General features: G+C 54.8%; 17 protein-coding genes. 10 read left to right on the top strand and 7 right to left on the bottom strand.

Annotated elements, in window-relative coordinates; genetic code table 11:
• The first annotated feature begins 43 nt into the window (after positions 1-43).
• From purL to glnB, 5 genes are all read left to right on the top strand, one after another.
• Positions 44-3,931, top strand: coding sequence for a phosphoribosylformylglycinamidine synthase (gene purL, locus WC1_RS07250; protein WP_016150778.1), 3,888 nt, complete (start codon positions 44-46; stop codon positions 3,929-3,931).
• A gap of 635 nt (positions 3,932-4,566) precedes the next feature.
• Positions 4,567-5,997: a two component system sensor histidine kinase QseE/GlrK gene (gene qseE, locus WC1_RS07255; protein WP_003847077.1), complete on the top strand. Its 1,431-nt coding sequence runs from the start codon at positions 4,567-4,569 to the stop codon at positions 5,995-5,997.
• Between the two features lie 22 nt (positions 5,998-6,019).
• Positions 6,020-6,763 (top strand): two-component system QseEF-associated lipoprotein QseG, encoded by a 744-nt coding sequence (qseG, locus tag WC1_RS07260; RefSeq protein WP_016150776.1) that lies wholly within the window; start codon positions 6,020-6,022, stop codon positions 6,761-6,763.
• A complete protein-coding gene (gene glrR, locus WC1_RS07265; RefSeq protein ID WP_304412736.1) occupies positions 6,763-8,097 on the top strand; it encodes a two-component system response regulator GlrR in 1,335 nt (444 codons plus the stop codon). The genes qseG and glrR overlap by 1 nt, the downstream gene beginning before the upstream one ends.
• Before the next feature lie 60 nt (positions 8,098-8,157).
• Positions 8,158-8,496 (top strand): nitrogen regulatory protein P-II, encoded by a 339-nt coding sequence (gene glnB / locus WC1_RS07270; protein ID WP_002914032.1) that lies wholly within the window; start codon positions 8,158-8,160, stop codon positions 8,494-8,496.
• Positions 8,497-8,597: 101 nt separating this feature from the next.
• Here glnB and hmpA read toward each other — a convergent pair whose 3' ends face one another.
• Positions 8,598-9,788 carry an NO-inducible flavohemoprotein gene (hmpA, locus tag WC1_RS07275; RefSeq protein WP_016150774.1) on the bottom strand — a complete coding sequence of 397 codons (1,191 nt, stop codon included), beginning with the start codon at positions 9,786-9,788 and terminating at the stop codon, positions 8,598-8,600.
• 326 nt (positions 9,789-10,114) lie between these two features.
• On the opposite strand from hmpA, the gene glyA reads away from it, so the two are divergent.
• Positions 10,115-11,368: a serine hydroxymethyltransferase gene (glyA, locus tag WC1_RS07280; protein ID WP_016150773.1), complete on the top strand. Its 1,254-nt coding sequence runs from the start codon at positions 10,115-10,117 to the stop codon at positions 11,366-11,368.
• Positions 11,369-11,460: 92 nt separating this feature from the next.
• Here glyA and hcaD read toward each other — a convergent pair whose 3' ends face one another.
• The 5 genes from hcaD to hcaE are packed head-to-tail and all read right to left on the bottom strand — an operon-like array spanning position 11,461 to position 15,678.
• A complete protein-coding gene (gene hcaD / locus WC1_RS07285) occupies positions 11,461-12,663 on the bottom strand; it encodes a phenylpropionate dioxygenase ferredoxin reductase subunit (protein ID WP_016150772.1) in 1,203 nt (400 codons plus the stop codon).
• 9 nt (positions 12,664-12,672) lie between these two features.
• Positions 12,673-13,485, bottom strand: a complete 813-nt coding sequence (hcaB, locus tag WC1_RS07290; RefSeq protein WP_016150771.1) for a 3-phenylpropionate-dihydrodiol/cinnamic acid-dihydrodiol dehydrogenase — start codon at positions 13,483-13,485, stop codon at positions 12,673-12,675.
• Positions 13,482-13,802 (bottom strand): 3-phenylpropionate/cinnamic acid dioxygenase ferredoxin subunit, encoded by a 321-nt coding sequence (gene hcaC / locus WC1_RS07295; RefSeq protein WP_003838408.1) that lies wholly within the window; start codon positions 13,800-13,802, stop codon positions 13,482-13,484. The genes hcaB and hcaC overlap by 4 nt, the downstream gene beginning before the upstream one ends.
• A complete protein-coding gene (gene hcaF / locus WC1_RS07300; RefSeq protein WP_016150770.1) occupies positions 13,802-14,320 on the bottom strand; it encodes a 3-phenylpropionate/cinnamic acid dioxygenase subunit beta in 519 nt (172 codons plus the stop codon). The genes hcaC and hcaF overlap by 1 nt, the downstream gene beginning before the upstream one ends.
• Complete coding sequence (hcaE, locus tag WC1_RS07305) at positions 14,317-15,678, bottom strand: 3-phenylpropionate/cinnamic acid dioxygenase subunit alpha (RefSeq protein WP_003037637.1); 1,362 nt, start codon at positions 15,676-15,678, stop codon at positions 14,317-14,319. Before hcaE ends, hcaF begins: the two co-directional genes overlap by 4 nt.
• 135 nt (positions 15,679-15,813) lie before the next feature.
• Here hcaE and hcaR point away from each other — a divergent pair, with 135 nt between their 5' ends.
• On the top strand, positions 15,814-16,707 hold the full coding sequence (gene hcaR, locus WC1_RS07310; protein ID WP_003037638.1) for a DNA-binding transcriptional regulator HcaR: 894 nt from the start codon (positions 15,814-15,816) through the stop codon (positions 16,705-16,707).
• A 3-nt stretch (positions 16,708-16,710) separates the two neighbouring features.
• On the opposite strand, the gene WC1_RS07315 is transcribed toward hcaR, so the two are convergent.
• Positions 16,711-17,904 carry an ROK family transcriptional regulator gene (locus tag WC1_RS07315; RefSeq protein WP_016150769.1) on the bottom strand — a complete coding sequence of 398 codons (1,194 nt, stop codon included), beginning with the start codon at positions 17,902-17,904 and terminating at the stop codon, positions 16,711-16,713.
• A 114-nt stretch (positions 17,905-18,018) separates the two neighbouring features.
• Here WC1_RS07315 and WC1_RS07320 point away from each other — a divergent pair, with 114 nt between their 5' ends.
• From WC1_RS07320 to WC1_RS07330, 3 genes are all read left to right on the top strand, one after another.
• Entirely contained in the window at positions 18,019-21,285 is a 3,267-nt protein-coding gene (locus tag WC1_RS07320) for a DUF5107 domain-containing protein (RefSeq protein ID WP_016150768.1), read from the top strand.
• A 73-nt stretch (positions 21,286-21,358) separates the two neighbouring features.
• Positions 21,359-22,798: a sugar porter family MFS transporter gene (locus WC1_RS07325; RefSeq protein ID WP_003838420.1), complete on the top strand. Its 1,440-nt coding sequence runs from the start codon at positions 21,359-21,361 to the stop codon at positions 22,796-22,798.
• Entirely contained in the window at positions 22,798-23,640 is an 843-nt protein-coding gene (locus tag WC1_RS07330; protein WP_016150767.1) for an aldose 1-epimerase, read from the top strand. The genes WC1_RS07325 and WC1_RS07330 overlap by 1 nt, the downstream gene beginning before the upstream one ends.
• The last annotated feature ends 74 nt before the right edge of the window (positions 23,641-23,714 follow it).

Raw genomic sequence — 23,714 nt, 5'->3', positions numbered from 1 at the left:
TTCCCCACTTGGGCACACCGAAAGCTTAGAAGACGAGAGACTTATGATGGAAATTCTGCGTGGTTCACCTGCACTGTCTGCATTCCGTATTAACAAACTGCTGGCACGTTTTCAGGCTGCCAACCTCCAGGTCCACAATATTTACGCCGAGTACGTCCATTTTGCCGATCTGAATGCACCGTTAAATGAAGATGAGCACGCGCAGCTTGCACGCCTGCTGAAATATGGTCCTGCTCTGCAAAGCCACGCCCCGGAAGGAAAACTGCTGCTGGTTACGCCTCGCCCTGGCACCATCTCCCCGTGGTCTTCTAAAGCGACTGATATTGCCCACAACTGCGGTCTGCACCAGATTAGCCGCCTGGAACGTGGCATTGCCTGGTATGTAGAAGCCTCTACACTGACCGCTGAGCAATGGCAGATGGTGGCCGACGAACTGCACGACCGCATGATGGAAACGGTTTTCTCTGCGCTGAACGATGCCGAAAAACTGTTTGTCCATCACCAACCGGCGCCGGTCTCCAGCGTTGATCTACTGGGTGAGGGGCGTCAGGCGCTGATCGACGCTAACCTGCGTCTGGGTCTGGCGCTGGCGGAAGACGAAATTGACTATCTGCAGGATGCGTTCACCAAACTGGGGCGCAACCCGAACGACATTGAACTGTACATGTTTGCGCAGGCCAACTCCGAGCACTGCCGCCACAAGATTTTTAACGCCGACTGGGTTATCGACGGTAAACAACAGCCTAAGTCGCTGTTCAAGATGATCAAGAATACCTTCGAAACCACGCCGGACCACGTGTTGTCTGCCTATAAAGACAACGCCGCGGTAATGGAAGGTTCTGAAGTGGGCCGCTATTTTGCCGATCACAAAACCGGCCGCTACGATTTCCATCAGGAACCAGCCCACATCCTGATGAAGGTAGAAACTCATAACCACCCGACGGCTATCTCTCCGTGGCCAGGTGCGGCAACCGGCTCCGGCGGAGAAATCCGCGATGAGGGTGCAACCGGTCGTGGTGCAAAACCGAAAGCCGGGCTGGTAGGCTTCTCCGTCTCCAACCTGCGTATTCCTGGCTTTGAACAGCCTTGGGAAGAGGACTTTGGTAAGCCGGATCGTATTGTCACCGCGCTCGACATCATGACCGAAGGCCCGCTGGGCGGCGCGGCGTTTAACAACGAATTTGGTCGCCCGGCGCTGACCGGCTACTTCCGTACCTATGAAGAAAAGGTCAACAGCCATAACGGCGAAGAGCTGCGCGGTTACCATAAACCGATCATGCTGGCAGGCGGGATCGGTAACATCCGTGCCGATCACGTGCAGAAAGGCGAGATCGTCGTTGGCGCCAAGCTGATCGTCCTCGGCGGCCCGGCGATGAACATTGGCCTTGGCGGCGGGGCAGCCTCCTCTATGGCTTCCGGTCAGTCTGATGCCGATCTTGATTTCGCTTCTGTACAGCGTGATAACCCGGAAATGGAACGTCGTTGCCAGGAAGTTATCGACCGTTGCTGGCAGATGGGTGATGCGAACCCAATTCTGTTTATCCATGACGTTGGCGCGGGTGGTCTGTCTAACGCCATGCCGGAGCTGGTAAGCGATGGCGGTCGCGGTGGTAAGTTCCAGCTGCGCGATATCCTCAGCGATGAGCCGGGTATGAGCCCGCTGGAAATCTGGTGTAACGAGTCCCAGGAGCGCTACGTGCTGGCGGTTGCTGCCGATCAATTGCCGCTGTTTGACGAACTGTGTAAGCGCGAGCGCGCGCCGTACGCGGTCATCGGTGAAGCAACCGAAGAACAGCATCTGACCTTGAGCGACAGCCACTTCGACAACCAGCCGATCGACATGCCACTCGATGTGCTGCTGGGTAAAACACCGAAAATGACCCGCGATGTGCAGACGCTGAAAGCCAAAGGCGATGCACTGAATCGTAGTGAAATCTCGATTGCAGATGCGGTGAACCGCGTGCTGCATCTGCCGACTGTCGCGGAGAAAACGTTCCTCGTGACTATCGGTGACCGTACCGTTACCGGTATGGTGGCGCGTGACCAGATGGTTGGTCCATGGCAGATCCCGGTCGCCAACTGCGCGGTCACTACCGCAAGCCTCGATAGCTACTACGGCGAAGCGATGTCTCTCGGCGAGCGCGCGCCAGTCGCATTGCTCGACTTCTCAGCCTCTGCGCGTCTGGCTGTCGGTGAGGCGCTGACCAACATTGCGGCAACGCAGATTGGCGATATCAAACGCATTAAACTGTCGGCCAACTGGATGGCGGCTGCGGGTCACCCTGGCGAAGACGCCGGACTGTACGAAGCGGTAAAAGCCGTTGGGGAAGAATTATGTCCGGCGCTTGGCCTGACCATTCCGGTGGGCAAAGACTCTATGTCGATGAAAACCCGCTGGCAGGAAGGTAACGAGCAGCGTGAAATGACCTCGCCGCTGTCGCTGGTGATCACCGCCTTTGCCCGCGTGGAAGATGTGCGCCACACCATTACCCCGCAGCTTTCTACTGAAGACAACGCCCTGTTGCTGATTGACCTTGGTCTGGGTCACAACGCGCTTGGTGCGACGGCGCTGGCGCAGGTTTACCGTCAACTGGGGGATAAGCCTGCCGATGTGCGTAACGTAGAGCAACTGAAAGGCTTCTACGACGCCATTCAGGCGCTGGTCGCACAGCGTAAGCTGCTGGCCTACCACGATCGCTCCGACGGTGGCTTGCTGGTGACGCTGGCGGAAATGGCCTTCACTGGTCACTGCGGTATTGAAGCTGATATCCACTCTCTGGGTGAAGATCGTCTGGCGGCGCTGTTTAACGAAGAGCTGGGCGCGGTGATTCAGGTTCGCGCAGGTGATCGTGAAGCGGTTGAGGCGTTGCTGGCTCAACATGGCCTGGCCGATTGCGTGCACTATCTGGGGAAAGCCGTGCAGGGCGACCGCTTCGTGGTCGAAGCCGATGGACATTCGGTGTTCAGCGAAAGTCGCACCACGATGCGTATGTGGTGGGCGGAAACCACCTGGCAGATGCAGCGTCTGCGCGATAACCCGGAATGCGCCGATCAGGAACACGACGCTAAAACCAACGATGCCGATCCGGGTCTCAACGTCAAACTGACGTTCGATATTAACGACGATGTTGCCGCGCCGTATATCGCCACCGGTGCGCGTCCGAAAGTGGCCGTGCTGCGCGAGCAGGGCGTTAACTCCCACGTCGAAATGGCGGCAGCTTTCCACCGTGCGGGCTTTGACGCCATCGATGTACACATGAGCGATCTGCTGGGGGGACGCATCGGCCTGGGTAACTTCCAGGCGCTGGTAGCCTGCGGCGGCTTCTCTTACGGCGATGTACTCGGCGCAGGGGAAGGTTGGGCGAAGTCAATTTTGTTCAACAACCGCGTGCGTGATGAGTTCGAAACCTTCTTCCATCGCCCGCAAACCTTGGCGCTCGGGGTGTGTAACGGTTGCCAGATGATGTCTAACCTGCGTGAGCTAATCCCAGGAAGCGACCTGTGGCCGCGCTTTGTGCGTAACCACTCCGACCGCTTTGAAGCCCGCTTCAGCCTGGTCGAAGTGACGCAAAGCCCGTCCTTACTGCTTGCCGATATGGTGGGGTCGATGATGCCGATTGCCGTTTCTCACGGTGAAGGTCGTGTGGAAGTGCGTGACGGTGCGCATCTGGCTCAGCTTGAGAGCAAAGGTCTGGTGGCACTGCGCTACGTCGATAACTTCGGTAAGGTGACCGAGGCTTACCCGGCTAACCCGAACGGTTCGCCGAATGGTATTACTGCTGTGACCACTGAAAATGGTCGCGTCACCATTATGATGCCGCACCCAGAACGTGTGTTCCGTACCGTGAGCAACTCCTGGCACCCGGAAAATTGGGGCGAGGACAGCCCGTGGATGCGTATCTTCCGCAACGCGCGTAAACAGCTTGGATAATTAGCCTATGATCATCAAGCCCCTCTTGTGAGGGGCTTTTTTTTGTCTGCCGCCTGATAACGCTACGCTTATCAGGCTTACGGGGAAATGCGGTTGTAGGCCGGATAAGGCGTTCACGCCGCTATCCGGCAATAAACTCAGCGCTTGCACCTAAAAGTAAAGTGTCGGGAAATGCCGACATAGATAAGGTTACATTGTCGCCAAAAAGAGACATTTAATTATTTGATTTAAAACGAATTTGTTTTTAAGTGTTACAGGTGTTGCTGATTGGCGACGGTGTGGGTGAAAAATGGACAATATCATTTCTCATATAAATAATCATATTTTCTATATTTATCATTGTGTTAATAAAGTGTTTTGAATATTGGCACAGATGCTGCATAATATTAACCAGTGGCTCATTCACCTTCTTATGTCAGCCCCTTCGGGACGTGCTACATAAACTTCGAATGACGCACAACAAGGTGCCTGCCGTCCAACATCTGATATTAGCGAAGCTCATATCAACCTCCGGGCGAAACGTCGAGTTAGGCACCGCCTTATTCCGCAACAAAGCCGGGTTAATCCCGGCTTTGTTGTATCTGGCGTTCCCCTCAGTTAGCATCAACCTATTCCTGTCCATTGAGAGTAACGCCTTGAAGCGCTGGTCAGTTTTCCCCCGATCTTTACGTCAATTGGTGATGTTGGCATTTTTGCTGATCCTGTTGCCGTTGTTAGTTTTGGCCTGGCAGGCGTGGCAAAGTCTGAATGCCCTGAGCGCGCAGGCTGCGCTGACGAACCGCACCACGCTGATTGACGCCAGACGCAGTGAAGCGATGACCAATGCTGCGCTGGAGATGGAGCGCAGCTATCGGCAATACTGTGTGCTTGATGACTCAACGTTGGCCAAGGTCTACCAAAGTCAGCGTAAACGCTACAGCGATATGCTGGATGCGCATGCGGGGGTGTTGCCAGATACCAAGCTCTACCAGGCGTTGCGTCAGGATCTTAACGATCTCGCGCAGTTGCAGTGTAAAAACAGCGGCCCTGACAGTGTGTCGGCTGCACGGCTGGAAGCGTTCGCCAATGCCAATACCGAGATGGTGCAAGCGACGCGTACCGTCGTCTTTTCTCGTGGCCAGCAGTTACAGCAGGAAATAGCCGAACGCGGGCAGTTTTTTGGCTGGCAGGCACTGGTGCTGTTTCTCCTTAGCCTGGCGATGGTGCTGTTGTTTACCCGCATGATTATCGGTCCGGTGAAGGGCATCGAACGGATGATCAACCGTCTGGGAGAAGGGCGCTCGCTGGGCGATAGCGTATTATTAACTGGGCCCCGTGAGCTGCGATCCGTGGGGCAGCGTATTATCTGGTTAAGCGAACGCCTCTCCTGGCTTGAGTCGCAGCGGCATCAGTTTTTACGCCATCTTTCTCATGAGCTGAAAACACCGCTGGCGAGTATGCGTGAAGGTACCGAATTGCTGGCCGATCAGGTAGTGGGCCCGTTAACACCGGAGCAAAAAGAGGTGGTCGGCATCCTCGATGACAGCAGCCGCAACTTGCAAAAACTGATTGAGCAGCTTCTCGATTACAACCGCAAGCTGGCGGATGACGAGGCTGAGCTTGAAAGTGTGGAAATCGCGCCGCTGGTGGAAAGCGTTGTTTCTGCGCATAGCCTGCCCGCTCGCGCCAAAATGATACATACTGATGTTGCGCTTGCGGTGAACGCCTGCCTGGCAGAACCGATGCTGTTGATGAGCGTGCTGGACAATCTTTATTCCAATGCGGTGCACTACGGCGCTGAATCCGGTAACATTTGGATCCGCAGCAGTTTGCATGGATCAACGGTATACATCGATGTAATGAATACCGGCACACCGATCCCAGAAGCAGAACAGACCATGATCTTCGAGCCTTTTTTCCAGGGTAGCCATCAGCGAAAAGGGGCGGTAAAAGGAAGCGGGTTGGGGCTAAGCATTGCCAGAGATTGCATTCGCCGTATGCGGGGCAAACTGTATCTGGTTGATGACCATGCGCAAAACGTTTGTTTTCGCATAGAACTGCCGCTAGCTGCTGCGAAAAATCACTAAAATAAACCTAAGTCTGGTGAGTATGCCATACGTTGTTGCCCGAATGCTTAAACGACATTTTCTTCATCGCGTCATCCTCGCAAGCCTGCCGTGCCTGGCACTGGTTGGTTGCGTCCCGAACGCGGTGAATCATATTATCGGCGATCCTTCGCAGGAGAAAATTCCGCCTAATCAACTGGCGGACTACCTTGCAACCGACTGTACGGATATCTGGTCGCTATCTGGCCAGTCCACAGAAACCAACCCGTTGTACTGGCTGCGGGCGATGGACTGTGCCGATCGCATGATGCCGGTACAGGCGCGCAGTGAAGCCAGTGCTCAGCTCACGGATACCTGGCAGAGCGCTTTCAAACGCGTGATCCTGCTTGATAACGCCCGCATTACCCCGCCTGAACGGCGAGAGGCAGTTACGCGTCTCGACGCGTTAAGCCCACAAATTCCGAGTCAGGTTCGACCGCTTTATCAGGCCTGGTTCCGTAATCAAATGTTGCAGTTACAGCTTGCCGAAGAGCGCCTGCGCTACAGTAAGCTCCAGCAGTCGTCAGACAGCGATCTCGATACGCTGCGTCAACAGCAACAACATTTGCAGTCCCAGCTCGATCTCACGACCCGCAAGCTGGAGAATCTGACCGATATTGAGCGCCAGCTTTCAACGCGCAAACCCGCCGGTAACTACAATCCTGATGCGCCGCACGGGAACGATAAACTCACTACGCCTGATAACGAAGAAGGCGCAGCGCCGTCTGCCGATGAGGTTACGCCATGATAAGCCGTAAGCCCGCGCATCTGCTGTTGGTGGATGACGATCCGGGCCTGTTGAAATTACTTGGAATGCGACTAACCAGCGAAGGCTACAGCGTCGTGACCGCGGAAAGTGGGCAGGAAGGGTTACGGGTACTGAACCGTGAAAAAGTGGATCTGGTTATCAGCGATCTGCGCATGGATGAAATGGACGGCATGCAGCTGTTTACTGAAATCCAGAAAGTGCAGCCGGGCATGCCGGTGATTATCCTGACCGCTCACGGCTCCATCCCGGACGCCGTTGCGGCGACCCAGCAAGGGGTCTTCAGTTTTCTCACTAAGCCAGTCGACAAGGATGCGTTATATCACGCGATTGACGGGGCGCTGGAACAGTCTGCGCCTGCTACTGATGACAGTTGGCGTGAGTCCATTGTCACCCGTAGCCCGCTGATGCTACGTCTGCTGGAACAGGCGCGAATGGTGGCGCAGTCGGATGTTAGTGTCTTGATCAACGGCCAAAGCGGAACCGGGAAAGAAGTTTTCGCCCAGGCTATTCACAACGCCAGCCCGCGCAGCCACAAGCCCTTTATTGCCATTAACTGTGGCGCGTTGCCGGAACAACTGCTGGAGTCTGAACTGTTTGGTCATGCGCGCGGCGCTTTTACCGGCGCGGTGAGTAATCGTGAAGGGTTGTTTCAGGCCGCGGAAGGCGGCACGCTTTTTCTCGATGAGATTGGCGATATGCCTGCACCGTTACAGGTGAAACTGCTGCGCGTATTGCAGGAACGAAAAGTCAGACCGTTGGGCAGTAACCGCGATATCGACATTGATGTGCGGATCGTTTCTGCGACCCACCGCGATTTACCCAAAGCGATGGCTCGGGGCGAATTTCGCGAGGATTTGTACTATCGCCTCAACGTGGTGAGCCTGAAGATCCCTGCGCTGGCCGAGCGTACGGAAGATATTCCGCTGCTGGCGAACCATCTGCTGCGCCAGTCTGCTGAACGGCACAAACCGTTCGTACGCGCCTTTTCAACCGATGCCATGAAGCGGTTAATGACCGCCAGCTGGCCGGGCAACGTGCGTCAACTGGTCAACATAATTGAGCAGTGCGTGGCGTTGACCTCTTCGCCAGTGATCAGCGACGCGCTGGTGGAGCAGGCGCTGGAAGGGGAAAACACCGCGCTGCCGACATTTGTTGAGGCGCGTAACCAGTTTGAGCTTAACTATCTGCGTAAGCTGCTGCAAATCACCAAGGGCAATGTGACTCACGCGGCAAGAATGGCGGGGCGCAACCGCACCGAATTCTATAAGTTGCTTTCTCGACACGAGCTGGATGCAAACGATTTCAAAGAATAAATCTGCGGATTATGTTAGCTTTATTCGATCAAAAGACAGGCGACCTTTTCAAGGAATAGCATGAAAAAGATTGATGCGATTATTAAACCCTTCAAGCTGGACGACGTCCGCGAAGCGCTGGCAGAAGTCGGTATCACCGGGATGACGGTAACGGAAGTGAAAGGCTTTGGCCGTCAGAAAGGCCATACCGAGCTGTACCGTGGCGCGGAATATATGGTGGATTTTCTGCCGAAGGTAAAAATTGAAATTGTGGTTACCGACGACATCGTCGATACCTGCGTCGACACCATTATCCGTACTGCCCAGACCGGCAAGATCGGCGACGGTAAGATTTTTGTCTTCGACGTGGCTCGCGTTATTCGTATTCGTACCGGTGAAGAAGACGACGCGGCAATCTAAGCCGCGCCGTTAATTTGTCGGCCTGACAAGCGTAGCGCATCAGGCCGAGTGATTGCCGGATGGCGGCGTAAACGCCTTATCCGGCCTACTCGCGTAATACATTACAAGACTTTATGCGGACCGAAGCATTCGTAATGAATGTTCTCGTTTTTCACGCCCAGGCCGACCAGCTGCTTCGCGGCGAACTGCATGAAACCAACCGGACCGCACAGATAAAACTGCATCGCCGGATCGCTGATTGCGCTTTCCAGCTTGTTCAAATCCATCAGACCTACGCTATCAAACGCACCTTTCGCGCGATCGGCTTCGGTTGGCTCACGATACCAGGTGTGCGCACTAAAGCGTGGCAGCGTTTTGCCGAGTTCATTTACTTCATCAGCGAAGGCATGTACATCGCCATTTTCTGCCGCGTGGAACCAGTTAACCTGCGCCGTATGCTTCGCTTTCGCCAACGTGTCCAGCATCGCCAGCATTGGGGTTTGTCCCACGCCTGCGGAGATCAGAGATACCGGGGTGTCGGTCGCGACGTCCATAAAGAAATCGCCCGCAGGTGCGGCCAGGTGAACAATGTCGCCAACATTCGCGTGGTTGTGCAGCCAGGTGGAAACCTGACCACCGTCTTCACGCTTAACGGCAATACGATAGCCTTTGCCGTCAGGTTTACGGGTCAGTGAGTACTGACGAATTTCCTGATGCGGGAAACCTTCCGGCTTTAACCAGACGCCCAGGTATTGTCCCGGATGATATTCAGCTACTGCGCCACCATCGACAGGTTCAAACTCAAAGCTGGTGATCAGTGCACTGCGTGGGGTTTTTGCCACGATGCGGAAAGGACGGGTACCTTCCCAGCCGCCATTTTTATTGGCATTTTCGCTATAGATTTGCGCTTCACGGTTGATGAAAACGTTCGCCAGTACGCCATACGCTTTACCCCACGCATCCAGAACTTCCTGGCCTGGGCTGAACATTTCGTCCAGCGTTGCCAGCAAATGACCACCCACGATGTTGTACTGCTCTGGTTTAATCTGGAAACTGGTATGCTTTTGCGCGATTTTCTCAACCGCTGGCAACAGCGCCGCCAGGTTTTCGATATTGCTGGCATACGCGGCAATCGCGTTAAACAGCGCCTCGCGCTGATCGCCATTACGCTGGTTACTCATGTTGAAAATTTCTTTCAGCTCTGGGTTATGCGTAAACATGCGATCATAGAAATGTGCGGTCAGCTTCGGACCTGTTTCAACCAGCAGGGGAATGGTGGCTTTCACTGTAGCGATGGTTTGTGCGTCAAGCATACGGTCTTCCTTTATCTGAGACTTTAATGATGTATGTCAAATACATCTTATAAAAAATACCCCTGCATTGTAAATGGTTCTTTGTAACTTTGCGTTGTAAAGGTTACATCGTGAAAAATCTGCATCACAAACCTGAAAAGAAATCCGTTGAAATTCAGCAGACCTTTGTTCTCCAAAGCCTTGCGTGCCGTGAAGGTAATCGTTTGCGTAAAATCCTTTGTCAAGACCTGTTATCGAAGAATGATTCGGTTATACTGTTGGCCGTCGTCCAACGGGACTGCCTTTTTAGGCCGAAATTCTATTGTTAGCTGAGTCAGGAGATGCGGATGTTAAAGCGTGAAATGAACATTGCCGATTATGATGCCGAACTGTGGCAGGCTATGGAGCAGGAAAAAGTACGTCAGGAAGAGCACATCGAACTGATCGCCTCCGAAAACTACACCAGCCCGCGTGTTATGCAGGCGCAGGGTTCTCAGCTGACCAACAAATATGCTGAAGGTTATCCGGGCAAACGCTACTACGGCGGTTGCGAGTACGTTGATATCGTTGAGCAACTGGCTATCGATCGTGCAAAAGAGCTGTTTGGCGCTGACTACGCTAACGTACAGCCGCACTCTGGTTCTCAGGCTAACTTCGCTGTTTACACCGCTCTGCTGCAACCGGGTGATACCGTTCTGGGTATGAACCTGGCACAAGGCGGCCACCTGACTCACGGCTCCCCGGTTAACTTCTCCGGCAAACTGTACAACATCATCCCTTACGGTATTGATGAGTCCGGCAAAATTGACTACGAAGACATGGCGAAGCAGGCCAAAGAGCACAAACCGAAGATGATCATCGGTGGCTTCTCTGCTTACTCCGGCGTTGTTGACTGGGCAAAAATGCGTGAAATCGCTGACAGCATCGGTGCATACCTGTTCGTCGATATGGCGCACGTTGCGGGGCTGATTGCCGCAGGTGTTTATCCGAACCCGGTTCCACACGCACACGTTGTGACCACCACCACCCACAAAACCCTGGCGGGTCCACGCGGTGGCCTGATCCTGGCGAAAGGCGGTGACGAAGAGCTGTACAAAAAACTGAACTCTGCTGTGTTCCCAAGCGCGCAGGGCGGCCCGCTGATGCACGTGATCGCAGCGAAAGCCGTGGCGCTGAAAGAAGCGATGGAGCCTGAGTTCAAGGTTTACCAGCAGCAGGTTGCTAAAAACGCCAAAGCGATGGTGGAAGTGTTCCTGAACCGTGGATACAAAGTGGTTTCTGGCGGGACTGAAAACCACCTGTTCCTGCTGGATCTGGTTGATAAAAACCTGACCGGTAAAGAAGCTGATGCCGCACTGGGCCGCGCCAACATCACCGTTAACAAAAACAGCGTACCGAACGATCCGAAGAGCCCGTTTGTGACTTCCGGTATCCGTATCGGTTCTCCGGCAATCACTCGCCGTGGCTTCAAAGAAGCGGAAGCGAAAGAGCTGGCTGGCTGGATGTGTGACGTGCTGGACAACATCAATGACGAAGCCGTAATCGAGTGCGTCAAAGGTAAAGTTCTGGATATCTGCGCACGCTTCCCTGTTTACGCGTAAGCCATACTGATTGCTGGATGGCGGTGTAAACACCTTATCCGGCCTACAGGTAACTCACATGTAGGCCGGATAAACGAAGTGCCATCCGGCAGTTATATTGACTTAAGCAAGATTGTTTCATCGACTAAAGCCGCCATTGGTGGCTTTTTCTTTGCCTGAATCCATTTTCTCAATAAACGTATTTCTCGGCCCTGATTCAACGTTACTGCGCCGACAATCACGCCATCCTGCAGGTTAAACCATATTGCTTTATGCGCATCTGAATTGCCGCGTATGAACCAGCTTTCTCCCTGCATTTCGCCAACAAATTGTAGGTTGTCATTAAATTGGTCGGTCCAGAACCAGCCAGGTGTCTTCTCCGGCAACGGCAGATTTAGCATTGCGGCGGCGGCAATCTGTGCCTGAAAATTGGCGTTTTCCCAGCTTTCCATGCGTACTAACGAACCGTCGGGCTTGCGCGTTATCGCTACGTCACCGGCGGCGAAAATGTCCGGGTCGGCGGTGGTGCAGGCGCTATCAACGATAATGCCGTTCGCCGTCTCCAGCCCCGCTTCGCGGGCCAGCATATCGTTCGCCACGATACCGATGCCGTAAACCATCGCATCGGCCAGCAGCGTCTCGCCGTTTTGCAGTGTCAGCGAGAGACACTCTCCCGCTTCGGCATGCTCAATCGCGCTGTTGAGTAACACCCGCACGCCCGCCTGCTGATGGCGGGTAAGCAGGTAGTCGCGCACCGGAGCAGGCGCGTTACGGCCCATGACCGTTGGTGTCAGCTCCACCACTGTCACCTGACAGCCTCGTTGAGTCGCGCTGGCCGCCAGTTCCAGACCAATGGTGCCCGCACCGACAATGACAATCGACTTACCCGGCAACAAAGTGCCGCGCAGGCGCTCGGCATCAGCGGCATGACGCAGAGTAAAGCATCGGTCGCCCAGCTTATCTAACAGCGGAAGGGGGCGTGCCGCAGCGCCCGTCGCAATCAGTAGCCGATCCCACGGATAACTCTGCCCATCAGCCAGCACCAACTGATGCGTTTGGCGGCCGAGCGTCTGTACAGTAACACCCAGATGCAGCTGTACGTTGTGTTCCCGCCACCAGTCAGCGGGGAGTATCGGCTGAAGTTGCGGATTGTCGTCCAGCAGCATCGCTTTGGAGAGCGGTGGACGTTCATAGGGCTGATGCTGCTCATCGGAAAACAGGTGTAATTCGCCGTCAAATCCCTGCTGGCGCAGTGCGGCAGCAGCCATAGCAGCAGCCTGGCCGCCGCCGACGATAGCGATAGTTTTTTGGTTCATAACGCCTCCTCAGAGATCCAGTCCGGCGGCAACGTGACGAATACCGCGAATACCCAGACCGGCGTCGGCATTGATCATTACGCCACTTAATGTGCGGTTGTTGCGTTTTGACGCCAGCATCACATACGGGCCGGTAAAATCCGCAGGTTCAGGGAAGAACTGTAGCGGCAAAATAGCGGCGATTTTTTCCGGTGTCAGCGACTGCATAATCGATGTATCGTTTTGTCCCAACGCTTGCGGGCCGCGTAGATCTGTCGCCATACCGCACGGACCGACACCGTTAACACGTACCTTTGGCGCCAGCTCGTAGGCCAACTGGCGAATCAGCCCGGTAGCTGCATGTTTAGAGGCGGTATACAACGGCCCGCCGCCGCCGGGATACCACGACGCATTGGACAGGGTAAAGATGATGCTGCCTTCGCTGGCGATAAGTGCCGGGGCGCAGGCTTTCGCCCCTAGCAGATAACCCAGCACGTTGACGTTAAACAGCTCATGAAAGCCGCTCTCCAGTGCGTCTGCAGGCGTATTGACCAGCGAGGCGTTGTGATCCCATATGCCCGCATTACCGATAAAACAGTCCAACGTACCGTAATTCATCAGGATTTGATCCACCGCGCGCTGATAGTCGGCGTAGCAGGTGACGTTGCCTTCTACAGCCAGCACATGTTCGCCAAAGCGCTGACGCAGACTGGCAACTTTAGCTGGCGACAGTTCCAGCGTGGCGACCCGCGCACCTTCTTCGATGAAACGCTCGACCAGCGCCAGGCCAAGACCGGAGCCGCCGCCAGTGATAAAGACCACGTTATCGCGTAAATCGCTCATCTGGCGTCCTCCGGAATATCAACAAACACATCGCTACCGTCCACATATACTGCGTAGGTGGTTAGCGGATCGGTGGCGGGTAAACACAACGCCTTGCCGGTTTTCAGGCAGAAGCTGGCGGCATGCAGTGGGCATTCCACCGTAGCGTCTTCTTCCAGATAGCCTTCCGACATCGAGGCGTTACCGTGGCTACAGCGATCGTTAATGGCATAGAACTCGCCGCCAACATTGAACAGCGCGATGACGGGCGAGGTATCAAGCCGGAGCGCTTCACCCTCCGGCAAATCCCCTACAGGGCAGGCAAATACACGGCTCATCAGAACAGTACACTCAGGTTATGGGAGGTGATCACCGCTTGATCCAGCACGATCTCACGCGCCAGTAAGCGCCACTCATCGCCGGGCAAACGACGGACTTTGTCCACGCGCGTGCCGACGTAAAACGTCTCGTCCCGCTCTTTTTGCGCGCGATACAGCAGATAGTTGAGGCGCACGGCGAACACGTCGGGCACGTCGGTTTCGCTGATTTGTAAGTTGCTAATCAGATGACGGGTACGCGACGGCGGTTCTTCCGCCCAGGCCATGCCGGTTTCCAGCCGCGCGATACGACGTTCGAGCTGGTCTTTGTTGTCGTTGAAAATCCAGGTGGTCGGCGGCTGCACGCCTTTGCGACGGTCGCGCGTCTGGGCGTTCACCGTGGTACGCATGGTGTAGCGAATGTCGTCATCCAGCTGCGCCAGCCAGTCGCGAAACTGCCAGTCGTCGAGCATACGCGCTTCTTCATACAGAAACTGGCTGATGCGATGATGCAGTTCAAGAGAAACTAAAGCGCTCATTTCATCACCTCCTGCTGGTAGGCGGCGGTTTTCTTGTGCACTTCCTGCCAGCTTTCGCTGCTGAGCAAATCGGCCCAGCGTTGGTACATGCCACGCGCGGCGGTTTCCGAAAAGATGTAGTTGGTGATCCCCGGAATGCCGTCTTCACGGCGTTTCTCCTGGCCAAGCCCCATTTCCAGACACAATTTCGTGTTGCGTGCGCGATGACCTTTCAGCAGTTTTTGAATTTCACACCAGTTTTCCGAGTCGTCCTGCTCCAGGAACCCGGCGGGGCCAAAAGCCCGCGTGGCGCTGTTTTCAAACGCGGCTTTCACTTCATCAGAGGCGGCTTTATCGGTAATACAGAACGCCCACACCTCAACCTGATCCGGCCCACGCGGGTGCCAGACGCGCAGCGTGGCGGTACCGTTGAGCCAGGAAAGCGTTGGGAAAATGTTGTTGTGACCGGCCAGACGCAGGGCGCGAACTTTACCCAGACGCTGCTCGGCTTCCGCGTAGGTGTCGCGGTAGTAGCTGGAGACCTCACCATCGACCCAGACGTTGGCATCGGGATTCTCAGTAAAGAAAAATCCGCTGCCGTGCCCATCCTGACCGAACTGTAGCGCGTCTTTGGCGGTTTCCCACACCGGGCGGGCGGTCTGACCATCGCCGAGGCGCTTATCGCTACCGTCGTCTTTCGCTCCCAGCACCTGCACTGCAGAGGCATGGCTGAACAGCGCGTGATATTGGTCGCTGGCAAACTGTTCGGCGGGGAATTTCCAGTTACAATCGATGGTCCACTTTTGTACTCCACCGACGATTTCGGTGCCGCCTTCACGACGATCGAGTACGCCGTCGAGATACCAGGCGATGTCGCCGAGATAATCGCCAAGCGCAGGCGCGGAGGTATCCCAGTTACCGAAAATCAGTCCCTTGTAGCTCTCTACGCCAGGCACTTCGTTCAGCCCCCAGTGCGATTTGCATAAACCTTGCGGATAAGCGCGCGGCTCCAGCGGGACGTCGATCAGCTCGCCGTTAATACCGTAAGACCAGCCGTGATACGGGCAGGTGAAGGCGCGGGTATTGCCGCAGTCGGCGTAGCTGACGCGCATCGCACGGTGGCGACACTGGTTGAGAAACGCTTTGATGCTGCCGTCTTTCTGGCGAACCACCACCACCGCATCCTCGCCCATGTAGGTGTTAAAAAAATCACCGGGTTTAGGGATTTGGCTTTCGTGGGCGAGAAATAGCCAGCAGCGTCCGAAGATGCGTTCCAGCTCCAGTTGGTAAATTTCAGGGTCGGTATAAATTCGTGGGGTTACGCGACCGTTTTGCGTGTCGATCAGTTGGTAGATGTCTAAATTTGAGGGTGTGGTCATATTTTTTAATCCTGAAAGCTAAGATGTATTGACCTTCTTTTTTTGTACCCTAAGGATGTTGCTGGTTAGTTATCAATCTGTGAAATAGTAAATTTCTACCAGTTGAGACATTTTTTCGATAACAAGGAGCAGGGCATGGAACTGAGGCACTTACGCTATTTCGTAGCAGTGGCGCAGGCGCTGAATTTCACCCGAGCGGCAGAAAAGCTGCATACCTCTCAGCCGTCGTTAAGCAGCCAGATCCGCGATCTTGAAACCTGCGTGGGCGTTCCGTTGCTGGTGCGGGATAAACGAAAAGTTGCGCTGACGGCGGCCGGTGAGTGCTTTTTACAAGATGCGCTGGCGATCCTCGAACAGGCGGAAAACGCCAAAGTTCGTGCCCGTAGAACGGTGCAGGAAGATAATCATTTCTCCATTGGCTTTGTCCCTTCCGCAGAGGTCAATCTGTTGCCGAAGGTGCTGCCTTTGTTTCGTTTAAAACAACCGGATACGCACATTGAACTGGTGAGTCTGATCACCACCGAGCAGGAAGAGAAGATCCTCAGCGGAGAGCTGGACGTTGGCTTAATGCGCCACCCGGTGTACAGCCCGGATCTCGATTATCTGGAGCTGATTCATGAGCCGTTGGTAGTTGTGTTACCGGTGAATCATCCGTTAGCTGATGAGCAGGCAATCTCCGCAGAACAACTACACGGCGTGAATTTTGTCAGCACCGATCCGGCCTATTCCGGCGCGTTAGCGATGATTGTCAAAAACTGGTTTCAGCAGCAAAAAAGCCAGCCTAACATTGTGCAAGTGGCAACCAACATTCTGGTGACCATGAACCTGGTCGGCATGGGGTTGGGGGTGACTTTGATACCCGGTTATATGAATAATTTTAATACCGGACAGGTGGTTTTTCGGCCAATTATTGGTGATGTCCCAACCATCGCGTTGCTGATGGCGTGGAAAAAAGGATCGCTCAAACCGGCACTGACCGATTTTATCGCCACGGTACATGAACGTTTGGCCGTGAGTCTGACGGTGTAATGGTTACAACTCGCTGAGCTGTGACTCGACATACAGATAGCCAATTCCCATGAGTTGCTGGGCACGATTGAGCTGGCCGAAGCTTATCTGAGTCGCTCTGGCGCGCGGGTTATCACCGTGATCAAACGGGTTAAACCCAGTTTGCTGCACCAAGGTATTGAGCCAGCTATCGCCAAAAGCACAGCTACGACCGTACAACCATATCTGATTAATATTCAGTATATTCAGAAAGTTATATAAACTAAGCCCAATGGCGCTGGCGGCATGCTCGGCCCAGGCCTGAATACGAACATCACCGTTCTGCCAGGCAGTAATAAGCTGGTCGGTGGTGAGTGTTTCCGGATCGTAAAGGGACGTCGGCTGCGATTTCATCCACACGCGGGCCTGTTTTTTCAACGCGCTCAATGATGCCACCGTTTCCAGACAGCCATAGCGACCGCAGTCACAGGCAATTCCATCGGGATGAACGATGGTGTGTCCAATCTGGCCGCTGCCATACAGACTACCGCGCCAGATATTGTCGTTAATCACAAACGATGAGCCGATACCGTAATCAACGTTAATCACGCAAAAATCACCGTTAGCCGCTGGGTTTTGCCATTTTTCGGCCAGCGCCAGCATCACGCAGTCATTGTCCAGGCGGACCTGTACGCCAAGCATCTCTTCCAGCAGATATTTTATTTCCACCGGTGTTTTCCACGGGGCCTGGGGCATGGTTTTTGATGCGCCGGTGATCGGATCAACCTGGCCGTGAACGCCGAGTGCCAGATTAATCGTGACCTCGGGAAATTGTCGACGGTATTCCCGCCAGTGTGCAGCCAGGGCTGACAGCAGCGCTTTGGGGGTTTCCGGCTTAATGACCTCATGACGCCAGTCGCCGATGGCAACCAGCCGTGCGTCCGCCAGTTGGCTGGTGATACTGGTAGGGGTGACGTTGATACATAGCGTCCATGCGCCTTTTTCTGGCAAATGATAGCTGCCGCTGCTCAAACCGCGCTGGCTTAAGGTTTCTCGCGAATGACTGATCCTCCCCTCATCCATTAGCTCTTCGAGGATATTGCTGACCGCCGGGATCGACAGGCTGGTGAGCTGCGCCAGCTGTGACTTGCTGAGCTGCTTTTCCCGCCACAGGTGCGACAAAAAGATCTGCTTATTCGCCTGACGAACCCTGGCGTTGTTGAACCCCGAACGCTGCATTCACTTAACTCCCTTAACTATATTGCGTGAGCATTGCGCATTTTAGCGCCACTTAACTGCCGCAGAATAGCATCAAGTTGAATTTTTACTTTTGCTTATTGAGTGGAGAGCGGCATGTACGGTTCAGTTAAAGTCTGGCAAGAAACGATCAACCTCCCAACGTGGACGGCGGGTGAAGAAGATGCCAACCCAATGTTTCTGGAAAAGCGGGTTTACCAGGGATCTTCTGGCGCGGTGTATCCGTATGGCGTGATTGATACGCTGACCGGCAAACGTGAAATGCGCGACTATCAGGCGGTGTGGATGGAGAATGACTTCATTCGCGTCATGCTGTTGCCGGAGTTAGGCGGGCGTATTCATCGAGCGTATGACAAAGTTCAGCAGCGCGATTTTGTCTACTACAACGAAGTGGTGAAGCCCGCTCTGGTTGGTTTGCTTGGGCCGTGGATCTCTGGTGGCATTGAATTTAACTGGCCGCAGCATCATCGCCCAACCACTTTTATGCCGGTGGATTTTACGCAGCAACAGGGTGAACACGGCGAATATACCGTATGGATGGGTGAGGTAGAACCTATGCGCGGTTTACAGGTGATGACCGGATTTACGCTGTATCCGGATCGCGCCCTGATCGAGATAACTGGGAAGGTGTTTAACGGTAACGCTACGCCGCGCCATTTTTTATGGTGGGCGAATCCAGCGGTGAAGGGCGGCGACGATCACCAGAGCGTGTTTCCGCCGGATGTGACCGCAGTATTTGACCACGGTAAGCGTGATGTTTCTGCGTTTCCTATCGCCACCGGCACATACTATAAAGTGGACTACTCGGCTGGCGTGGATATCTCGCGCTACAAAAACGTGCCGGTACCGACCTCCTACATGGCTGAAAAATCAGATTATGATTTTGTTGGCGCATGGCATCACGGTGAGCGAGGCGGGCTGCTACATGTGGCTGACCACCACGTTTCGCCAGGGAAAAAACAGTGGACCTGGGGCTATGGCGACTTTGGCGTTGCCTGGGATCGTAACCTTACCGATGACAACGGTCCTTATATTGAACTGATGACTGGGGTCTTTACCGACAACCAGCCGGATTTCACCTGGCTTGCGCCGTACGAAGAGAAAGTCTTCGTACAAAACTTCCTGCCCTACAGCGAACTGGGCATGGTGCAAAACGCCAGTACGCAGTTGGCGCTTCGTCTGGTACGTGAGAGTAACCAGCTTTCTGTGGGCGTTTATGCGATTGCGCCGCTGCGCGACGTGCAGATTACGCTTTCTGCCGATGGACAACCGTTCTATGAGCATACGCTGACCCTGGAGCCTGGACAAAGCTGGCTGGCTGATGTGTCTGACGATAACCATGCGCGGGTAACGATGACTGTCACTGGCGCCGATGGCATTACGCTTTTGCAGTACGAAGAGCACATCGAGCAAGAGTTACCACTGCCATCGGCGGCCGTCGCGCCAGCGCTGCCAGAAGCGCTTTCTAATGCCGATGAACTCTATTTTATTGGTCAGCATCTGGAGCAGTACAACCATGCCAGCCGCTATGCCGAAGATTATTATCGCCGCGCGCTGGACGTTGATCCGCTGGACTACCGCAATAATGTGGCCCTGGGGACGCTGGCGCTAAACCGCGCGGACTGGGCGCTGGCGGCACAATGTGCCGGCAAGGCGCTGGAGCGGGCGCATAAGCTCAATAAAAATCCGCGTGATGGCGAGGCGAGTATGCTGCTGGCCGCCGCACAGGAACGTCAGGGCGATGATGACAGCGCGTGGGATAATTATTATAAGGCCAGCTGGAGCGGCAACTGCCGGGATGCGGCTTTCTGGTCGTTAGCGCGTTTGGCGATGAAGCGTCAGGACTACGCTGGCGCATTGGAAAAGGTGGAGCAGAGCCTGCGCTTTAACGGTAGTAATAACCTGGCGATGGGGCTGAAAGCGCTGGCGCTGGCAAAGCTTGATCGCAATGCGCAAGCGCTGGACTACATTCGCCAACAGCTGGTGGATTATCCGCTGAGCTATACCCTGCATTATGCACGCTGGGCAATCTGCCAGGACGAAGCGACAGCGCTTGCGCTGATCTCGATTACCGGGCGTCGCGGGACCAACGCGTGTGAACTGGCAGGCTGGCTGACTTCTTTGGGGCAAAAGGATGCTGCCCGTGGCGTGCTGGAACTGCTTGACAGCCAGGAAACGCTGCCGATGCTGTGGCGCGCCTCGCTGAGCGATAATCCACAATCCTTCATTGAACGTGCTCGTGAGTGTCTGCAAAACCGCGTGCGTTTCCCCAATACGCTGGATGAAGTGCAGATGCTGCAAACTCTTGAGCAAAGCGCTTTTGCCCGCTATTTACTCGGCTGTTTCTGGTACAGCAAACGGCGTTATGCCGAGGCGGTTTCCTGCTGGCAGTTCACGCTTGCGCAGGAAGCGGATTTCGCTCCGGCGCATCGCTTACTGGGGATTTACGCCTGGAACAAACTGCACGATGCACAGCAGGCGAAACAGTATCTGTCGCAAGCCGTAGCGCTGGAGCCGCAAAATGCCCGCTTCCTGTTTGAACTCGACTATCTCAACAAGCTGATGGCACAACCGGCTGAACAGCGTCTGCAGCGGCTGGAAGCCAGTAAAGAGATTGTCTTCCTGCGTGATGATCTGACGGTGGAACTGCTCAGCTTGTGGAATGGGTTGGGGCGCTATGACGATGCCGCCGCAGTATTACGTGAGCGGGTGTTCCATCCGTGGGAAGGCGGTGAAGGTAAAGCCACCGGGCAATATCTGCTTAATCAATTACATCGCGCGCTGGCTGCCGTGCAGTCCGGCGACCCGCAAACTGCTATTACGCAACTGCAACAGGCGCTGCACTATCCGCAAAACCTCGGGGAAGGCCGTTTGCCAGGGCAAACGGATAACGACATCTGGTATTTGCTGGGGTATTGCGTGCAGCTGCAAGGCCATTTCGAAGAATCTCAGCGCTACTTCTCCCGTGCGACGCGCGGCGGAAGCTCACTGGATGCCGGACGTTACTACAACGACCAGCCAGTGGACTATCTCTTCTGGCAGGGTATGGCGCAGAGAAAACTTGGCGATGATGCAGAGGCGGACGCTCTGTTCAATAGCTTCCTGCAATGGGTTGAGTCGCATCACGACAACGTGCCGGATGTTGATTTCTTTGCCGTATCGCTACCCGACCTGGTGGTGCTGGATACCTCAGCAGAAGCAAAACACCAGCAACACTGCCTGTTTATCAATGCGCTCGGGCATCTGGGGCTAGGAAATAGCGCCGCCTGTCAGCGTGAACTTGATGAACTCCTGCAACTCAATCCGGCACATGACAAGGCATTACTGCTGCGTCACGCCATTAACGTAAGGCTTTTCCAGTAATACCCGAAACGGGTGGGGGATAACCTCACCCGAAACCTACTGTACCCTGCGTTTCCCTGAAAGAGGAATCATAATGAATAACGCGCAGACACATTTAAAGATTGGTTATGTCTGGACTATCTGCCTGGTTGCGGCCTGCGGAGGTTTACTGTTTGGCTATGACTGGGTGGTGATCGGCGGGGCAAAACCCTTCTATGAAGCATATTTCTCGATTACCGATCCGGCGCAATCCGGCTGGGCGATGAGTTCCGCGCTGGTTGGTTGTATCTTTGGCGCACTGATTTCCGGCTGGTGCGCCGATAAATTTGGCCGAAAAATGCCGCTGATTCTCTCAGCTATCCTGTTTAGCGCTTCTGCCTGGGGAACTGCCGTCGCCAGCAATTTCGACATGTTTATTGTCTATCGCATTGTGGGCGGCGTGGGGATTGGTCTGGCGTCTGCGCTAAGTCCGCTGTATATCGCCGAGGTCAGCCCCGCTGAAAAGCGAGGTCGCTTTGTTGCCGTTAACCAGCTCACCATCGTCATTGGCGTGCTGGCGGCGCAGCTTATCAACCTGATGATTGCCGAACCTGTTGCCACAGGCGCTACGCAGCAGGCCATTGTTGAAAGCTGGAACGGTCAGACAGGCTGGCGCTGGATGTTTGGTGCTGAATTAGTGCCTGCGGTAATTTTCCTGGTGCTGATGTTCTTTGTACCTGAATCGCCGCGCTGGCTGGTGAAAGCGGGCAAAGCCGATCGTGCGCGTGCCATGCTGCAGCGCATTGGTTCGGCGGAATATGCCGGGCAAACGCTGAAAGAGATTGAACATACGCTGCAAAAAGATAATCACAAGGTCGCGTGGTCAACGCTGTTACAACCGCAGATCAAACCGATCGTGATTATTGGCATGGTGCTGGCTGTGTTCCAGCAGTGGTGTGGGATCAACGTTATTTTCAACTATGCGCAGGAGATCTTCGCCTCTGCCGGATTCGACATCAACGGTACGTTAAAATCGATCGTGGCGACAGGGATCATCAATCTGGTCTTTACCCTTGCCGCTCTGCCGTTAGTGGACAAAATTGGCCGTCGTAAACTGATGCTGTTCGGCGCGTCAGGATTGACGGTTATCTACGTACTGATTGCCGGGGCGTACGGGTTGGGCATTATGGGCTGGCCGGTTCTGGTTCTGGTGCTGGCGGCAATCGCGATTTATGCTCTGACGCTGGCGCCGGTGACCTGGGTGCTGCTATCAGAAATTTTTCCCAACCGCGTGCGCGGGCTGGCAATGTCGCTGGGGACGCTGGCGCTGTGGATTGCTTGTTTCCTGCTGACCTATACCTTCCCGCTGCTCAATGCGAGTCTGGGCGCGTCGGGAAGCTTCCTGCTGTACGGTGTGATTTGCGCGATGGGCTTCATCTATGTTCTGCGTAATGTACCGGAAACCAAAGGCGTGACGCTGGAAGCGCTGGAAGAACAGCTGGCGGCGCAGCATACAAAAGTTGGTGCATCAACCCAACCGCGAAGCGCCCGATAATGGATGGTCTGCTGACGCTACAAAACGCACATCTGCGGATGTGCGTCGATCCGCAGGGCGGTTCTCTATTAAGCCTGGTTTCGTTACAACATCAACAGGCCATTTTACGCGAAGGTCATGGTCAGCGGCCTGGTGATTGCGGCCTGTTCCCGATGCTGCCGGTCGCGAATCGGGTGGCGGGAAATCGTTTTATGCTGCACGGTGAAGAGGTGGTTTTACCTCAGCATGGCGCAGACGACACTTTCTTCCTGCACGGTGACGGCTGGCTGCAACGCTGGCAGATTATTACCGCTACCCAAAGCGGCTGTTTGCTGCAGTTGCGCAGTTGGCACCCCTGCGGCTACGACTATACGGCGCGGCTTTGCTATCAACTGGAAACCTCAAGCCTGCACGCCTCGTTGACGCTCACTCATTGCGGTGAACAGCCAATGATCTATGGCTGCGGGTTCCATCCGTTTTTCGTCTTTGATAAGCGCAGCACGGCGCAGTTCACCGCCGGCGGTTACTGGCCGGAGGGGGAACAGCATCTGCCGCTGGAATGGCAACGCGATATCCCTGCAGTGGCGGATTTTAAGCATGCGCAATACGGTGAGGATAGCTGGCTGAATGTCGGATATTCTGGCTGGAGCGGGCGGGCCGTTATTCAGCGAGATGTGATGAAAGTCACGATTTTAGCGCAAACTCCGTGGTTGATGCTGTTCAGAATGTCGGGTGAGGAGTTCCTGTGCCTGGAGCCGCAAACGCATCCGGTGAATGCCCACAACATGCAGGGGCAGCCGGGATTGCAGGTTTTAGCGCAGGGAGAACGCTGCCATTTTGCGATGCAAATTAGCGTCGAATAGGGCAAAAATCATGTTATCTGCCTGTTAATGCTCTCTTGCGCCAGCCTGCGTTTGTCGCCAGACTATCGCCTCCA

Source organism: Citrobacter sp. KTE30 (assembly GCF_000398825.1).
Taxonomy (GTDB): domain Bacteria; phylum Pseudomonadota; class Gammaproteobacteria; order Enterobacterales; family Enterobacteriaceae; genus Citrobacter; species Citrobacter freundii.
Note: the sequence above shows the minus strand (reverse complement) of the source record. Positions and strands in the feature narration are given on the sequence as shown.

Excerpts from the sequence above, each read along its gene's own strand:
- purL (WP_016150778.1), top strand. The coding sequence starts at position 44 with ATGATGGAAATTCTGCGTGGTTCACCTGCACTGTCTGCATTCCGTATT.
- qseG (WP_016150776.1), top strand. The coding sequence starts at position 6,020 with ATGCCATACGTTGTTGCCCGAATGCTTAAACGACATTTTCTTCATCGC.
- glnB (WP_002914032.1), top strand. The coding sequence starts at position 8,158 with ATGAAAAAGATTGATGCGATTATTAAACCCTTCAAGCTGGACGACGTC.
- hmpA (WP_016150774.1), bottom strand. The coding sequence starts at position 9,788 with ATGCTTGACGCACAAACCATCGCTACAGTGAAAGCCACCATTCCCCTG.
- glyA (WP_016150773.1), top strand. The coding sequence starts at position 10,115 with ATGTTAAAGCGTGAAATGAACATTGCCGATTATGATGCCGAACTGTGG.
- hcaD (WP_016150772.1), bottom strand. The coding sequence starts at position 12,663 with ATGAACCAAAAAACTATCGCTATCGTCGGCGGCGGCCAGGCTGCTGCT.
- hcaB (WP_016150771.1), bottom strand. The coding sequence starts at position 13,485 with ATGAGCGATTTACGCGATAACGTGGTCTTTATCACTGGCGGCGGCTCC.
- hcaC (WP_003838408.1), bottom strand. The coding sequence starts at position 13,802 with ATGAGCCGTGTATTTGCCTGCCCTGTAGGGGATTTGCCGGAGGGTGAA.
- hcaF (WP_016150770.1), bottom strand. The coding sequence starts at position 14,320 with ATGAGCGCTTTAGTTTCTCTTGAACTGCATCATCGCATCAGCCAGTTT.
- hcaE (WP_003037637.1), bottom strand. The coding sequence starts at position 15,678 with ATGACCACACCCTCAAATTTAGACATCTACCAACTGATCGACACGCAA.
- hcaR (WP_003037638.1), top strand. The coding sequence starts at position 15,814 with ATGGAACTGAGGCACTTACGCTATTTCGTAGCAGTGGCGCAGGCGCTG.
- WC1_RS07315 (WP_016150769.1), bottom strand. The coding sequence starts at position 17,904 with ATGCAGCGTTCGGGGTTCAACAACGCCAGGGTTCGTCAGGCGAATAAG.
- WC1_RS07320 (WP_016150768.1), top strand. The coding sequence starts at position 18,019 with ATGTACGGTTCAGTTAAAGTCTGGCAAGAAACGATCAACCTCCCAACG.
- WC1_RS07325 (WP_003838420.1), top strand. The coding sequence starts at position 21,359 with ATGAATAACGCGCAGACACATTTAAAGATTGGTTATGTCTGGACTATC.
- WC1_RS07330 (WP_016150767.1), top strand. The coding sequence starts at position 22,798 with ATGGATGGTCTGCTGACGCTACAAAACGCACATCTGCGGATGTGCGTC.